Source organism: Nonomuraea sp. NPDC048892 (genome assembly GCF_040649735.1).
GTDB classification, from domain to species: domain Bacteria; phylum Actinomycetota; class Actinomycetes; order Streptosporangiales; family Streptosporangiaceae; genus Nonomuraea; species Nonomuraea maheshkhaliensis.
Window position 1 is genome coordinate 228,997 of record NZ_JBEZFZ010000004.1, and the last position, 12,886, is coordinate 241,882.

The following is a 12,886-nucleotide window of genomic DNA, read 5'->3' on the forward strand; positions in this document are numbered from 1 at the left end:
ACCGTTTGCATGGGAGGACGGCCATGGCGGCGACGATCAAGGACGTGGCCCGCGCCTGCGGTGTCCACGTCTCCACCGTGTCCCGGACGTTCTCCGCGCCGCACCTGGTCAATCCGGCCACCAGGACCCGCGTGCTGGCCGCCGCCGACGACCTCGGCTACCGGCCCAACCGCGCCGCCAGGGCGCTCACCACGGGGCGCACGTACAACATGGGCCTGATCGTGGCCGACATCGCCAACCCGTTCTTCCCGCCGCTCATCAAGGCCGCCCAGGCGCAGGCCAGAGGCCGTGACTACCACGTCTTCGTGGCCGACACCGACGAGGACCCGCGGGTCGAGGAAGAGCTGATCAGGACCTTCGCCAAGCAGGTGGACGGCGTCCTGCTGTGCAGCCCCCGGCTGTCGAACAAGATGATCGAGCGGCTGGCGGAGGACGTGCCGTTCGTGGTGGTCAACCGGCGCATCAAGGGCATGCCCGCCGTGCTCATGAACGTCGCCCAGGGCACCAAGCTCGCCCTCGACCACCTGGCCGCGCTCGGCCACCACAGGATCGCGCTCGTGTCCGGCCCGATCGGCTCGTGGACCAGCAACGAGATGCAGGGCGCGGCCGCCGAGGCGGTCGGGCTCGACCTGGTCTTCTTCGGCCCCAACCAGCCCACGGAGGGCGGCGGCCTGGCCGTGGCCCCCGAGGTGGCCGCCTGCGGGGCGAGCGCGGTGCTGGCCTACAACGACCTCCTCGCACTCGGGCTCATCGAGGGGCTGTCGGCGATGGAGATAGGGGTACCAGACCAGATAAGTGTGATCGGGTTCGACGACATCCTTCCGGGACGGCTCAACCGGCCCAAGCTGACCACGGTGGCCATGCCGGCCGCGGCGGCGGGAAGGATGGCCGTCGACCTGCTGCTGCAGTCGGGGGGAGAGGGCGCGACAGTGACCCTCGACACCGACCTCATCGTCCGCGAGTCCACGGGAAGGGCCCCATAAATGAGCGCCGTCATGAACTTCGGAACGCTGCCGTCGGGTCGGCAGGTCGAGCAGGTGGAGCTGGCGTCGGGACGGCTGCGCGCCGACGTGCTGACCTACGGCGCCGTCATCCGCAGGCTGGAGGTCGACGGGGTCAACGTCGTGCTCGGGCTGGACACGATCGACGACTACCTGACCCGAAGCCGCTACTTCGGCGCGGTCGTCGGCCGTTACGGCAACCGCATCGCCCACGCCCGCTTCACCCTCGACGGGACCGAATACCGGCTGCCCGCCAACAACGGCCCCAACTGCCTGCACGGCGGCACCGAGGGCTTCGACAGCAGGGTGTGGACGATCGCCGCCCAGAGCGACGCGTCGGTGACCCTGACGCTGACCAGCCCCGACGGCGACCAGGGCTTCCCCGGCACGCTGACGGCCTCGGTCACCTACACGCTGGACGGCGACGCGCTGCGGATCGACTACGCGGCCGAGAGCGACGCGCCCACCGTGGTCAACCTGACCAACCACTCCTACTTCAACCTCAAGGGCGAGGGCGACGTCCTCGACCACGTGATCAGGATGGACGCCGCCCACTACCTGCCGGTGGACGACGACAAGATCCCCACAGGGGAGCCGGCGCCGGTCAAGGGCACGCCGTTCGACTTCACCGAGCCGCACGCGGTGGGTGAGCGCTACGACGGCGGCTACGACCACTGCTTCGTGCTCGACGGCGGCGGCATCGAGGTCAAGGGCGGCGGGCTGACCATGGAGGTCACCACGACCGAGCCGGGCGTGCAGTTCTACGCCGGTGGCATGCTCGACGGGGTGCAGACGCCGTACGGGCCGTTCGCGGGGCTGTGCCTGGAGACGCAGCACTTCCCCGACGCGCCCAACCAGCCGCAGTTCCCCTCCACCGTGCTGCGTCCCGGCGAGCGGCGCACCTCGACCACGACGTACCGGTTCATCTGACCGGCCGCAGGGCGCCGGACGCCTTGATCACCAGCAGCGCCATGTCGTCCTGGGCCGGCTCGGCGGCGAACGTCTCGACGGCGTGGCGCACCCGTTCCGCCACGGCGTGGGCGCTGAGGCCCGTGCAGCCCGACAGCAGCTCGGCCAGCCCGTCGCCGTCGTCGAGCAGCCGGTCGCCGTCGCGGCGCTCGGTCACGCCGTCGGTGACGCACAGCAGCACCTCCTCCGGCGCCAGCTCGAACGTCTCCACGTAGAACCTGGCGCCGGACTCGATGCCGAGCAGCAGCTGCGGGGTCGCCATGGCCTGGACCTCGCCGCTGGCCCGCAGCAGCAGGGGCGGAGGGTGGCCGGCCGAGGCGATCGTGCACAGCGCGCCGCCCTGCGGCAGCGGGGTCAGCTCGCCGCACAGCAGGCTGAGGAACCTGCCCTCGTCCCCCTCGTCGAGCAGCGCCTGGTTGAGCCGGCCGAAGATGTCGGCCACCGTGTAGCGCTCCTTGGCCAGCAGGCGTACGGCGTGCCTGGCCAGGCCGGTGACCGCGGCCGCCTCGGGGCCGCTGCCGCACACGTCGCCGAGCGCGAAGCACCAGTGGTCGGCCACCGTGAACAGGTCGTAGAAGTCGCCCCCGACGTCGGCGCCCTCCTCGGCCGGCTCGTAGACCACCGCCGACTCCAGACCCGGCATGGGGGCCACCCGCATCGGCAGCAGGCTGCGCTGCAGCACGCGGGAAGTCGTCGCCTGCCTGGCGTACAGCATGGCCGTGTGCAGGTTGAGCGCCACCAGGCGGCACAGATCGGCCAGCAGGTCGGCCAGCTCCAGCGGCAGCGTCGGCTCCTTACGGCCGATCACCAGCGCGCCGTGCGACCTGCCCTGCGTCAGCAGCGGGAAGGCCAGCACCGTCTCGGGGCCGATCGGCCAGGCCACCTCGTGCAGCGCGGTGCGGGGGAGGGCGGGCAGCGACTTGCGCAGCGCGGAGTTGCGGCTCTCCTCGCTGTGCCAGACGTGGGCGAGCCTGGTCATGCCCGCCAGATCGGTCAGGTAGACCGCCGCCCACGTGGCGATCTTCGGCACGACGAGCTGCGCCGTCAGCGCCGCGATCAGCTCCTCGTCGTGCACGCCCGCCAGCAGCTCGCCCGCCTCGGCCAGGAACGACAGCCGTCCCCGGTGCGCCCGGTCCCGCTCGGCCAGCCGCTCGCGCTGCACCGGCACCGCCACCTGGTCGGCGATGTGCTGCAGGCTGACCGTCAGCTCCTGGTCGAAGCGCGCCGGCCGCGCGGCCGTGACCACGAGATAGCCGATCACCTCGCCGGACACCAGCAACGGCGCGCACGCCAGCGACCTGGCGCGCAATTGCTCGGCCAGCTCCACGTCCGCGGCGAGCAGGTCGTCGATCAGCGCGGGCGCCTTGCGTTCGGCGCAGAACACGCCCTTGGCCAGCACCCCGACCATCCCCGCCGTGTCGCCCGCGCCGGCGGCCACGCCGAACTGGCCGCCGGTGTCGGCGGCCAGCAGCACGTAGGAGGCGTCGCCCGCGCTGGACACCTGCACGATCTGGGCGATCGTGGTGAGCAGGTCGGCGAGCGGCATGTCGTGGTCGATCAGGTCCTTGATCCGCCGGCCCGCCTCCCTGCGCAGCGGCTGGGGCGGCGGTGTCAAAACGTGGCGGTGGTCGCCGGCCACGATCATCCAGATCGTCCTGCGCTCCCCGGCGTGCCCGCGGGTGCGCAGGTGGGAGACGTAGACGGGGACGAGCCCGCCGTCGCGGTGCCGCATCCGCGTCTCGCCCCGCCAGCGGCCGAGGCCGAGCGTGTCGGCCAGCGACAGCGCGTACGGGCCCGCGCCGCGCCAGACCACCAGCCCCTTCAGCGACCGGCCGACGACCTGCTCAGGCGCCCAGCCGAGCAACTGGGCGGCCTCGGAGTTCCACGACTTCACCACACCGTCGAGGTCGCAGACCACCACGCCGACGTGCAGGGTCTCCAGCGGCGCCACGACCGGCGCGGCGACCGGGCCCGCCGGGCCCGGCAGGCTCTCCTGCTGCTCGCAGCCCTCGCCGATCTCCAGCCGCACCCAGACCCGCTTGGCCGTCCTCGTGTACGTCACGCCCCAGGCGTCGGCGAGCAGGTGGGCCAGCGCCAGGCCGCGGCCGGAGGTGGCCGGCTGCTCGTCCTCGTCGGTGGCGGGCGGCGGGGCGCCGGAGATGGTCCGGCCGGGGTGGTGGTCGTCGACCTCGATCTCCAGCCTGGCCGGGCACGCGTCCACGTCGAGGCGGCAGGTCAGCTCGACTCCGGTGCCGGCGTGGACCACCGCGTTCGTGACGAGCTCGCTGGTCAGCAGGACGGCGTCCTCGGCCAGATGGGCCAGCCGCCACTCGGCGAGCACCTGGCGTACGAACTTGCGGGCGTGCGCCGGTGCGTGGGGACTGCCGTCGAAGGCCGTGCTCGACACCTTGGTCGTGTCCACTCTGCGTCCTAGAACATCACTCGATGTGGCAGTTCGGTCACTCTCAGAGTGGCAGACTGATGCCGTTGATGCCTCCAGTTGTGAAGAAGGCCGCGATGGTCACGCAGTTGGAATCCTCTAATGCACATGGACCGCTCCACCCGGCGGATCTCCGCCCGCTGCTCGTGGCCCTGCGCGGGCTGCGTGACGGCAACTTCAAAACCAGGCTCGAACTGCCCGGCGACCCCTTCCTGGCCGAGCTGGCGACGACGCTCAACCAGGTGCTCGACCGCAACGAGCACCTCTGCGGCGAGCTGACCCGCCTGCGCACGGAGGTGGCCAGGCGCGGGCGGCTCGACGAGCGGCTCAGCCCCAGCCCAGGCACCGGCGGCTGGGCGGTCAACGTGGCCGCCGTCAACACCCTCATCGACGCGCTCGTCATCCCCGCCGCCAAGGCCACCAGGGTGCTCAACGCGGTCGCGGACGGCGACCTGTCCAAGCGGGTCGATCTGCAGGAGGACGACCGGCCGCTGCGCGGCGGGCTGCGGCTGATGGGCAAGGCGGTCAACCGCATGGTCGAGCAGCTCGCGCTGTTCTCCGGCGAGGTGACGCGGTGGCCCGCGAGGTCGGCACCGAGGGCAGGCTGGGTGGCCAGACCGAGGTCGAGGGCGTCTACGGCACCTGGGAGCGCCTGACCAAGAACGTCAACCAGCTGGCCGGCAACCTCACCACCCAGGTGCGCGCCATCGCCGAGGTGGCCAGTGCCGTCGCCCAGGGCGACCTCAGCCGCTCGATCAGCGTCGAGGCCAAGGGCGAGGTCGCCGAGCTGGAGAACAACGTCAACCTCATGGTCGCCAACCTGCGCGAGACCACCCGCGCGAAGGACTGGCTGGAGAGCAACCTGGCCCGCATCGCGGGCCTCATGCAGGGACACCGCGACCTGGTCGAGGTCGCCGACCTGATCCTGCGCGAGCTGACGCCGCTGGTCAGCGCCCAGTACGGCGCCTTCTTCCTGGCCGAGGCCGCCTCCTTCGACGGCTCGCTCGCCTTCATCGCCGGCTACGGCGCCGCCCACGACGTGCTGCCCGGCCAGGGCACCCCGGGGCCCGGGCTCATGTAGCAGGCGGCCCTGGAACGCAAGCGCATCCTGCTCGGCGACGTGCCGCCCGGCTACATCAAGGTCCACACCGGGCTCGGCGAGGCCGCCCCGGCCAGCGTCGTGGTGCTGCCCATCGTGTCCGAGGACAAGGTGCTCGGGGTGATCGAGCTGGCCTCGTTCAGCCGGTTCAGCGACGTGCACCTGGCCTTCTTCGACCAGTTCGTGGTCACCATCGGCGTGGCCATCAACACCATCATCGCCAACGCCCGCACCGAGGCGCTGCTGTCGGAGTCGCAGCGCCTGGCCCAGCAGCTCCAGGGCCGCTCGGACGAGCTGCAGCGCCAGCAGGCCGAGCTGCAACGACGAGCGCCGGCTGCAGCAGATCCTGCGCAACCTGCTGTCCAACGCGGTCAAGTTCACCTCCTCCGGCGAGGTGCGCATGGTCGTCTCCGTCGCCGGGGACAGGCCCGACCCCGAGGGCCGCCCGATGCTCGCGTTCGCGGTCAGCGACAGCGGCATCGGCATCGCCGCCGACAAGCTGCCCGCCATCTTCGGGGCCTTCCAGCAGGCCGACGGGACCACGAGCCGCAAATACGGGGGCACCGGCCTGGGCCTGTCGATCAGCAGCGAGATCGCCCGCCTGCTCGGCGGCGAGATCCACGCCGCCAGCAGCCCCGGCAGGGGCAGCACCTTCACCCTCTACGTGCCGGCCGGCCGGGCGGCGGCCGCGCTCGCGGGCGAGCCGGAGTGGGCCGAGGAGCCCGTGCCCGAGGCGCTCACCGTCCCGGCCGAGTGGCCGGCCGCCGATGGCGAGGACTCGTGGAGCGCGACGCTCACCCGGCTGAAGGACAGCCCGGCCGGGGAGATCTTCGCGGGCCGGCGGGTGCTCATCGTGGACGACGACATCCGCAACGTCTACGCCCTGAGCCACGTGCTCGGCCGCCTCGGCATGGAGATCGTCTACGCGGAGAACGGCAGGGAGGGGCTGGAGGCGCTCGAACGCGAGCACGACATCGCCCTCGTTCTCATGGACGTGATGATGCCCGAGATGGACGGCTACGAGACGCTCACCGCCGTACGCCAGATGCCCGCCTTCGCCGGCCTGCCCATCATCGCTCACCGCCAAGGCCATGCCGGGCGACCGGGAGAAGACGATCTCGTGCGGCGCCTCCGACTACATGCCCAAACCCGTGGACGTGGACCAGTTCCTGGAGGTGATGCGGGGGTGGCTCACGGGCGAACGGCAGGCCGGCGGATGAACCGGCAGGTCAAGATCCTCGTGGTGGACGACAACGAGGAGAACCTGGTCGCGCTGGAGGCCGTGCTCAGGCCGCTGCAGCAGGTGCTGTTCAAGGCCAGGTCGGGGGCCGAGGCGATGAAGCTGATGCTGCGCCACGACTTCGCCGTCGTGCTGCTCGACGTGCTCATGCCGGGCATGGACGGGTTCGAGACCGCCACCCACATCAAGCGGCTCGACCAGACCCGCGACGTGCCCGTCATCTTCCTGACCGGCACCGAGCCGAGCGCGGGATCGGCCTTCCGCGGATACGCGGTGGGCGCGGTCGACTACCTCACCAAGCCCTTCGACCCCTGGGTGCTGCGCTCCAAGGTGACGGTGTTCATGGAGCTGTTCCGCAAGACCACGGTGTTGAAGGAGCAGGCGGCGCTGCTCGCCCAGCTCGTCCGCGACCACGAGGCGCTGGCGGGCTTCGCGCGCCGGCTCGGGGCGGTGGAGTCGCGGCTGGAGGGGCTGGCCGAGGTGGAGGGGGAGGACGAGGGGCTGCGGGAGGCGATCAAGGATCTGGCGGACCGGGTGGGGGCCATGCAGTCCGCGTTCGAGGCGGTGTCGTCCGTACGGGGGCGGGAATGAGCAGGCGGGAATGAGCAGGCCGGACTGAGCGGGCCGGAATGGGCGGGGCCGGCCTGAGCGGGCCGGGTGAGGTTCGTGCCAGGACACCGGCGTGGCTGCGCGCGTTCAGCGGTGTCTCCGTCGTACCTTTGGCATCATGGCCACCCGTACGCCGAAAAGCGCATCGAAGGGGCCGGCGAAGCGGTCGGCCTCGTCTCGCTCGACCACCGCCAAGCGCGGGAGCACGCCGGCGGGCCGGTCCAGGGCCAGGACGACCACGTCCGGCCGCAAGTCATCGGTGACCCATCAGGACCCCATCAGCTGGGTCTTCACCATGATCGGCAAGCTGATCGTCGGGCTGTGGATGCTGCTCGCCAACGGCATCGGCAGCACGGCCAGGGCGCTGGGCAAGAACGCCAGGGAGCTCGATCCCGCGCACCGGCGCGACGGGGTGGGCCTGACGGTGCTCGCGGGCGCGATCGTGCTCGCGGCCATGACCTGGCGCACCTCCGACGGCGCGGTGGCCGGGGTGGTCAACGCGACCGTGCACGCCGTGTTCGGCTCGCTGGCCTGGGCGCTGCCGCTGCTGCTCGGCCTGCTGGCCTGGCGCTATCTGCGCCATCCCGACCAGAACGCCGACACCGGCCGCATGGTGATCGGCTGGGCCGCGCTGATGGTCGGCGTGCTCGGCGTCATCCACGTGGCCAACGACACGCCCTACCCGGCCGGCGAGGGCCAGGGCATGGACAAGGTGTCGCAGGCCGGCGGCATGGTCGGGTTCATCGTGTCGGCGCCGCCGATGAGCATCCTGCCCCCGTGGGTGACGATCCTGCTGCTGCTGCTCCTGTCCGGGTTCGGTGTGCTGGTGATCACCGCCACGCCGGTGCACCGCATCCCCGAGCGGCTGGCCGAGCTCAAGCACCTGCTGTTCGAACGGCACGCCGAGCAGGAGACGCCGCGGCAGCCGGCCAAGAAGCGGGTCAGGACCAAGAAGGGCGAGAGCGGCGAGGACGTCGGCGACATCGTCAAGCCGTACGACACCCCGGTGCTGGCCGAGAAGGACAAGCGGCAGGACCACTCGCCCGAGATCGTGCCGGGGCTGACGGACGAGGAGGAAGCGCCTGTTCCCGAGGCCGAGCGCAAGCCTGAGCCGCCGCAGCCGACGCCCGCGCCGCGCAAGGTCGAGCAGCTCGTGCTGTCGCCGCAGGCGGGCCCGTACGGGCTGCCCGACCTGCAGCACCTCAAGATGGGCACGGCGCCCAAACCGCAGACCAAGGCCAACACGACCGTGGTCAACGCGCTCACCAGCGTGATGGAGCAGTTCGCCATCGACGCGCAGGTGATCGGCTTCACCCGGGGGCCGACCGTGACCCGCTACGAGATCGAGCTCGGGCCCGCGGTCAAGGTCGAGAAGGTCACCGCGCTCACCAAGAACATCGCCTACGCCGTCAAGTCGGCGGACGTGCGCATCCTGTCGCCGATCCCCGGCAAGTCGGCGATCGGCGTCGAGATCCCCAACGCCGACAAGGACCTCGTCTCCCTCGGCGACGTGCTGCGCTCGCAGGTGGCGCAGGCCGACCACCATCCGATGATCGTCGGCCTGGGCAAGGACGTCGAGGGCCGCACCATCGTGGCCAACCTCGCCAAGATGCCCCACCTGCTCATCGCGGGCGCCACCGGCGCGGGCAAGTCGGTCTGCGTCAACGGGCTGATCACCAGCATCCTCATGCGGGCCACCCCCGACGAGGTGCGCATGGTGCTGGTGGACCCCAAGCGGGTCGAGCTCAGCGTGTACGAGGGCATCCCCCACCTCATCACCCCCATCATCACCAACCCGAAGAAGGCCGCCGAGGCCCTGGAATGGGTCGTGGGCGAGATGGACCGGCGCTACGACGACCTGGCCGCCTCGGGGTTCCGGCACGTGGACGAGTTCAACAAGGCCGTGCGGGCGGGCAAGCTGCAGCCGCCGCCCGGCAGTGAGCGGGTCTACCAGCCGTACCCGTACCTGCTGGTGATCGTGGACGAGCTGGCCGACCTGATGATGGTGGCCCCGCGCGACGTCGAGGACTCGATCGTGCGCATCACGCAGCTCGCCCGCGCGGCCGGCATCCACCTGGTGATCGCCACCCAGCGGCCTTCTGTGGACGTCGTCACCGGCCTGATCAAGGCCAACGTGCCGTCCAGGCTGGCCTTCGCGGTGTCCTCGCTCACCGACTCGCGGGTCATCCTCGACCAGCCCGGCGCCGACAAGCTGGTCGGCCAGGGTGACGCGTTGTTCCTGCCCATGGGCGCGAGCAAGCCGATCCGCATCCAGAACGCGTTCGTCTCGGAGAAGGAGATCGCCGGGATCGTCTCGCACTGCAAGGAGCAGATGCAGGTCGAATACCGCGACGACGTCGCGGCGGCGCCGGTCAAGCGGGAGATCGACGAGGAGATCGGCGACGACCTCGACGTGCTGATCCAGGCGGCGGAGCTGATCGTGACCACGCAGTTCGGCTCGACCTCGATGTTGCAGCGCAAGCTGCGGGTCGGCTTCGCCAAGGCGGGGCGGCTGATGGACCTGCTGGAGAGCCGCAACGTGGTCGGTCCGAGCGAGGGTTCCAAGGCCCGCGAGGTGCTGGTCAAGCCCGACGATCTGCCTGGTTTGCTGGCCGATCTGCGTGGCGAATGACCCCAATGCGTGCTTGCCTGGCGATAACTGATTGAATATGTACCACCACGAAGAGTAGTCGGTGTGGTGGGGGGCGTTCGCTGTGCAGGAGCAGAGCATCGGGGCCATGCTGGCAGCGGCCAGGCAGTCGGCCGGGCTAACGGTCGCGCAGGTCAGTGCGGCAACCAGGATTCGCGAAGCGATCATCCATCTCATGGAGCAGGATGATTACCGCCAGTGCGGGGGTGACTTCTACGCCAGAGGGCATGTCAGGGCGGTGGCCGGGGCCGTGGGGCTCGACCCGGAGGCCACGGTCCATCTCTACGACCAGCAACACGGAGGGGTGCCGCAGCCGGTGCGGGCCTCGGCCGTGTTCCAGGCGGACCGCAAGATCAACGTGCCCGAGCGCCGGGGGCCCAACTGGACGATGGCGCTGGGCGTGGCCCTGGCCATCGTCGTGGTCTTCGGCACCATGCGGGTGCTGGGCGGCGCGAGCGACCAGGTGCGCACGGGGGACGTGCGGGCGGCCTCGGCCCGGCCCAGCGTCCCGCCGAACACGCCGATCACCGAGGCGCCCAGGGCGGCGCCGTCGAAGGTCAGCGCCAAGAACCTGGTGACGGTGCGTATCAAGGCGAAGCGGTCGTCGTACGTGAACGTGCACGACGCCAAGGGGCAGAAGTTGTTCTCGGGCACGCTGAAGGCGGGCAAGACGTCCACCTGGAAGGCGCCCGAGAAGGTCAACGTGCTGCTTTCCGACGTCGGAGCCGTAACGCTGCACGTCAACGGCAAGAAGGTCAAGGGTCTGGGAGGCAGCGGGGACATGGTGCGGCGCTCGTTCGGGCCGCCGAAACCGCAGTCGCGGTAGCAGCGCGCGGGTCGCGCGGGGGAGCCCGTGCAACAGGTGGTGGCCAACTCCCGATACCGTAGTGTTCACCATGTCATCCCGCCGAACCGCATCGCTGATCACTCTGGGCTGCGCACGCAACGAGGTCGACTCCGAGGAGCTGGCCGCGCGACTCGAGGCTGCCGGTTGGCAGCTGGGCGACGACGACCCCGATGTCGTCGTCGTCAACACGTGTGGCTTCATCGACTCGGCCAAGAAGGACTCCATCGACACGCTGCTGGCCGCCGCCGACTCGGGCGTCAAGGTAGTCGCCGCGGGCTGCATGGCCGAGCGCTACGGCAACGAGCTGGCCGAGGCACTGCCCGAGGCCAGCGCGGTCATCTCCTTCGACGACTACGCCGAGATCGGCGGCCGCCTCGACGACGTGCTCGAAGGCCGGCCGCTCAAGCCGCACACCCCACGCGACCGCCGCACCCTGCTACCCATCTCGCCGGTGGACCGTGCCAGCGCGGCCACGACGAGCATCCCGGGCCACGGCGACCTGCCGACGGGCCTGGCGCCCGCCAGCGGGCCGCGCGTGCTGCGCAAACGGCTCGACGAGAGCCCGGTGGCCTCGCTCAAGCTGGCCTCGGGCTGCGACCGGCGCTGCACCTTCTGCGCCATCCCCGCCTTCCGCGGCTCCTACGTCTCGCGCAAGCCCGACGACCTGCTGGCCGAGGCCGACTGGCTGGCCCACAGGGGGGTGCGCGAGCTGGTCCTGGTGAGCGAAAACTCCACCTCCTACGGAAAGGACCTGGGCGACCTGCGCGCGCTGGAGAAGCTGCTGCCGCAGCTGGCCGCCGTCGAGGGCATCGAGCGGGTGCGGGTCAGCTACCTCCAGCCGGCCGAGCTGCGTCCGGGCCTGATCGAGGTGCTCACCGCCACCGAGGGCGTCGTCCCCTACTTCGACCTGTCCTTCCAGCACGCCAGCGGCACGGTGCTGCGCCGGATGCGCCGCTTCGGCGACCCCGAGCGCTTCCTCGGGCTGCTGGAGTCGGTCCGCGAGCGCGCCCCCGAGGCGGGTGTGCGCTCCAACTTCATCGTGGGCTTCCCCGGCGAGACGGAGGAGGAGTTCGGCGAGCTGGTCGGCTTCCTTGAGCAGGCCAGGCTCGACGTGATCGGTGTGTTCGGCTACTCCGACGAGGACGGCACGGAGGCCGCCGGGTTGCCGGGCAAGCTGGAGCAGGAGGTCGTCGACGAGCGCGTGCGCGTGCTCACCGAACTGGCCGAGGAGCTGACCGCCCAGCGCGCGGAGGAGCGCATCGGCACCGAGGTCGACGTGCTGATCGACGACGACCTCGGCGACGGCGGCTACGAGGGCAGGGCGGCGCACCAGGGCCCCGAGGTGGACGGCTCGGTCACGGTGCAGGGCATCGGCCTGGTCAAGGGGCAGATCGTACGCGCGGTGGTGGTCGACGCCGAGGGGGTTGACCTGATCGCGCGCATCAAGGCCGGTCCATGAAAAGGGACGAGCGCCGCGTGGTAAGCCCGTGGAACATCGCCAACGTCCTCACGGTCCTCCGGTTGGTGCTCGTCCCTTTCTTTGTCGTCTGTCTCTTCCTGCCGGGCACCGGCTGGCGCCTGGGCGCGCTGGCGCTGTTCGGGGTGGCCTCGCTGACCGACCACCTCGACGGCGAGCTGGCCCGGCGCTACGGCCTCATCACCGACTTCGGCAAGATCGCCGACCCGATCGCCGACAAGGCGCTCACCGGGGCGGCGCTGGTGTGCCTGTCGATCCTCGGCGAGCTGCCCTGGTGGGTCACGATCGTCATCCTCGGCCGCGAGGTGGCCATCACGGGGCTGCGGTTCGTGCTGCTACGGCACGCGGTCATCCCGGCCAGCTACGGCGGCAAGGTCAAGACCGTGCTGCAGATCGCCGCGATCGTGCTCTACCTCTTGCCCGGCATCCCCGATCCCGTCAAGTGGGTGGTGATGGGCGGAGCGGTCGTCGTGACCGTGGGCACGGGCGTCGACTACGTCTTCAGGGCCGTGAGACTGCGTAAAGTGGCCAAGCGGGCGCGCGGGGAGTGAGCG

10 protein-coding genes and 2 pseudogenes are annotated in these 12,886 nt (G+C 70.9%); 11 read left to right on the forward strand and 1 reads right to left on the reverse strand.

All coding sequences use genetic code 11. The annotated features are described in order from the left end of the window. The first annotated feature begins 23 nt into the window (after positions 1 to 23). Together AB0C28_RS14850 and AB0C28_RS14855 are read left to right on the forward strand one after the other, a co-directional pair. Positions 24 to 983: a LacI family DNA-binding transcriptional regulator gene (locus tag AB0C28_RS14850; protein ID WP_346110177.1), complete on the forward strand. Its 960-nt coding sequence runs from the start codon at positions 24 to 26 to the stop codon at positions 981 to 983. A gap of 12 nt (positions 984 to 995) precedes the next feature. After that, a complete protein-coding gene (locus tag AB0C28_RS14855) occupies positions 996 to 1,931 on the forward strand; it encodes an aldose epimerase family protein (protein ID WP_358074722.1) in 936 nt (311 codons plus the stop codon). Here the strand turns inward: AB0C28_RS14855 and AB0C28_RS14860 are convergent. Beyond that, positions 1,924 to 4,392: a SpoIIE family protein phosphatase gene (locus AB0C28_RS14860; RefSeq protein WP_358074725.1), complete on the reverse strand. Its 2,469-nt coding sequence runs from the start codon at positions 4,390 to 4,392 to the stop codon at positions 1,924 to 1,926. The two genes, AB0C28_RS14855 and AB0C28_RS14860, sit on opposite strands and share 8 nt — an antisense overlap. A 95-nt stretch (positions 4,393 to 4,487) precedes the next feature. Here AB0C28_RS14860 and AB0C28_RS14865 point away from each other — a divergent pair, with 95 nt between their 5' ends. From AB0C28_RS14865 to pgsA, 9 genes and pseudogenes are all read left to right on the forward strand, one after another. Then, positions 4,488 to 5,066 carry a hypothetical protein gene (locus AB0C28_RS14865; RefSeq protein WP_358074728.1) on the forward strand — a complete coding sequence of 193 codons (579 nt, stop codon included), beginning with the start codon at positions 4,488 to 4,490 and terminating at the stop codon, positions 5,064 to 5,066. Continuing rightward, entirely contained in the window at positions 4,985 to 5,491 is a 507-nt protein-coding gene (locus AB0C28_RS14870; protein ID WP_358074731.1) for a HAMP domain-containing protein, read from the forward strand. Before AB0C28_RS14865 ends, AB0C28_RS14870 begins: the two co-directional genes overlap by 82 nt. A gap of 39 nt (positions 5,492 to 5,530) precedes the next feature. Continuing rightward, positions 5,531 to 5,659 (forward strand): annotated as a pseudogene (locus AB0C28_RS14875) (hypothetical protein); the annotation flags it as partial. 181 nt (positions 5,660 to 5,840) lie between these two features. Next, positions 5,841 to 6,575 (forward strand): annotated as a pseudogene (locus tag AB0C28_RS14880) (ATP-binding protein); the annotation flags it as partial. After that, a complete protein-coding gene (locus AB0C28_RS14885; RefSeq protein WP_358075499.1) occupies positions 6,555 to 7,340 on the forward strand; it encodes a response regulator in 786 nt (261 codons plus the stop codon). The pseudogene AB0C28_RS14880 and the gene AB0C28_RS14885, both read left to right, overlap by 21 nt. A 136-nt stretch (positions 7,341 to 7,476) precedes the next feature. Further along, entirely contained in the window at positions 7,477 to 9,990 is a 2,514-nt protein-coding gene (locus AB0C28_RS14890) for a DNA translocase FtsK (RefSeq protein WP_358074734.1), read from the forward strand. Between the two features lie 106 nt (positions 9,991 to 10,096). After that, positions 10,097 to 10,834: a RodZ domain-containing protein gene (locus tag AB0C28_RS14895; RefSeq protein WP_357838003.1), complete on the forward strand. Its 738-nt coding sequence runs from the start codon at positions 10,097 to 10,099 to the stop codon at positions 10,832 to 10,834. Between the two features lie 70 nt (positions 10,835 to 10,904). Next, positions 10,905 to 12,314, forward strand: a complete 1,410-nt coding sequence (gene rimO / locus AB0C28_RS14900; protein ID WP_358074737.1) for a 30S ribosomal protein S12 methylthiotransferase RimO — start codon at positions 10,905 to 10,907, stop codon at positions 12,312 to 12,314. Continuing rightward, a complete protein-coding gene (gene pgsA, locus AB0C28_RS14905) occupies positions 12,311 to 12,883 on the forward strand; it encodes a CDP-diacylglycerol--glycerol-3-phosphate 3-phosphatidyltransferase (RefSeq protein WP_357837464.1) in 573 nt (190 codons plus the stop codon). Before rimO ends, pgsA begins: the two co-directional genes overlap by 4 nt. Positions 12,884 to 12,886 lie beyond the last annotated feature (3 nt).